The organism is Gemmatimonadota bacterium (assembly GCA_026706345.1).
Lineage (GTDB): Bacteria > JAAXHH01 > JAAXHH01 > JAAXHH01 > JAAXHH01 > JAAXHH01.
Genome location: JAPOYX010000170.1, coordinates 1 through 2,212, shown reverse-complemented (window position 1 = coordinate 2,212; position 2,212 = coordinate 1). Strand labels below are relative to the sequence as shown.

The 2,212-nt window shown below is 64.2% G+C and carries 1 protein-coding gene; it reads left to right on the top strand.

All coding sequences use genetic code 11. The features are described from left to right. Positions 1–33 precede the first annotated feature (33 nt). Positions 34–2,212 (top strand): TonB-dependent receptor (locus tag OXG98_11390; GenBank protein ID MCY3772607.1); only part of this gene is annotated, 2,179 nt, incomplete at its 3' end.

The following is a 2,212-nucleotide window of genomic DNA, read 5'->3' as shown; positions in this document are numbered from 1 at the left end:
ACCCGAAAACCGGCAACCATCACGCGGCGAGAAGTGTCATTGCTAGTCCTGTTCTTTCTTGGCCTGTTGTGGCTGCCGGGGCCGGCAGCGGCGGCGCAGGACACGGCTGAACCACCTCCGCCGGGGGCGTCCGAACCCGAACAGGGGACGGATGATGAAACAGAGGAGCCCCGGCAGGCCGTCAGCCGGACTTCTGACGCTGCGGAAGCAGCCCCGGAGGTTGATGAAGAACAGGCGGTGGAACTTACTCCACCTGGGGGCGCGACCGAAGAGATCATAGTGACAGGCTCACGCATCCGCCGCGATGCGTTCACGTCGGCGTTGCCGGTGACGGTCATCACCAGCGAGAGCGCCACCCTGGCGGGCATGGCCAACACCTCGGAGATACTGCAGACCAGCGCCCTGGCCTCCGGCACGCAAATCGACAACACGTTCGGAGGATTCGTTGTCTCCGGCGGTCCGGGCGTCAACACGTTCGGCCTGCGCAGCCTGGACCCGGGCCGCACCCTGATCCTGGTGAACGGCCGCCGCTTTACGCCGGCGGGCACCCGCGGCCAGGTCAACAGCGTGGACCTGAATTCGATCCCGGACGTCGCCATTGACCGGATCGAAATCCTCAAGGACGGCGCTTCCTCCATCTACGGCGCCGATGCCATCGCCGGAGTAGTGAACATCATTACCAGGAAACGCTTCGATGACGTTATTCTCGAAGGTTACTACCAGGATGAACTCGATTACGGTTCAGTGAGCGGACTGTTCGGCAAGACCTGGGATCGTGGCTATATCGACGCCGCGGTAGAATTCTCAACACTCGGGCCGGTGGGGCGGGACGAACAGGATTACAGTTTCTGCGATGAGCGCCCGCTGACCGACGGGGGAATCCACCCTTCGCTTTTTGCGCCCACGCGCAGCCGTTGCTTCGGCCCGGTATTCGGTTTCGTGGACCTGTACGGGCTCGGTCCGGCCATCTCCCTGGTACGCGATCCAGGCGCCGACTTTGCCGGGACCGGCCTTCCCTGGCGCGAGCTTGGCGTCAGGAACGGCGAGGAAGCGCCGGAAGAAGGATACCGGTTCGATGGCAACTGGACCGAAGAGCACCTGATACCGGAACGCCGGCGCATCCAGGCGTACAGCGACGGAATGCTGGATCTCGACCTGGGCGGCCTGCTGGGGACGGTCAGCGCCAGCTACGAGTTCTATTTCACGCACCGTGATGAGAACCTCAACGGCGGGCACCGGCAATTGTTTCCTTATGTCCACCCCGCCAACCCGACCAACCCGGTCGGCGTTATCGGAGGCATTGCCCAGCCGGTGGTGATGAGCCATAACCTGCTGGACCCGGTCACGGAAGTGCAAAATGACGTGGGCGCGCTGCGCCTGGGCCTGGAAGGGGACCTGGGCGAGTTCACCTGGAAGGCTGACGGCGGCTATTCCTGGAGCCGGGGCGAGTGGACCTACGATGTCTGGCTGAAGGACAAGGTGGCGCGAGCCATGTCCTCCGCGATCGGGCCGGACGGCAACCTTCACTGCGTCCTGGACCCGGGCCAGCTCCTGTTCGGCGCCAATTTTGAAGGTGCAACGGTAGGGCGCATCCTGGCCGAAGGCCCGGACCCGGACTGCGTTCCCCTGGACCTGTTCAACGAGGCCGCGCTGCGGCGCGGCGAGATCCCGGCGGAGGCGGCGGACTATATCCGCGACCGGCAGAAGATCAAAACCGCTTACGATTTGTGGACTGTGGCGTTTTCCATGGAGGGGCGCCTGTTTGATATGCCCGCCGGCGAAGTCCGCGCGGTAGCAGGCATGGACTGGCGCAACCGCAGCCTCAATGACCGTCCTCCCCCGGCGGCGGTGGAAGACAACCAGTGGGGGTTCACCTCGTCCGGGACCACCACGGGCGATGACCGGGTGATAGAGGGCTTTACGGAAGTGGAGGCGCCGCTGCTGTCGGGCTTCAAAGTCGGCACCGTCAGCGTGGCGGAGGAACTCACGGTGAACGGTTCCCTTCGTTACACTCACTACAGTTCCTACGGCAGCGATACCACTTGGCGCCTGTTGTTCAATTACGCGGTCAATCCCGTGTTGCGCATGCGCTCGTCAGTGGGCACCTCGTTCCGCGCGCCGGCGCTGTTCCACCTGAACCTGGCGCCGGTAACCGGGTTTGTCGCCTCCAGGGCAGACCCCTGTGACCGGTTCCGCGACCCGTCCCAGGACC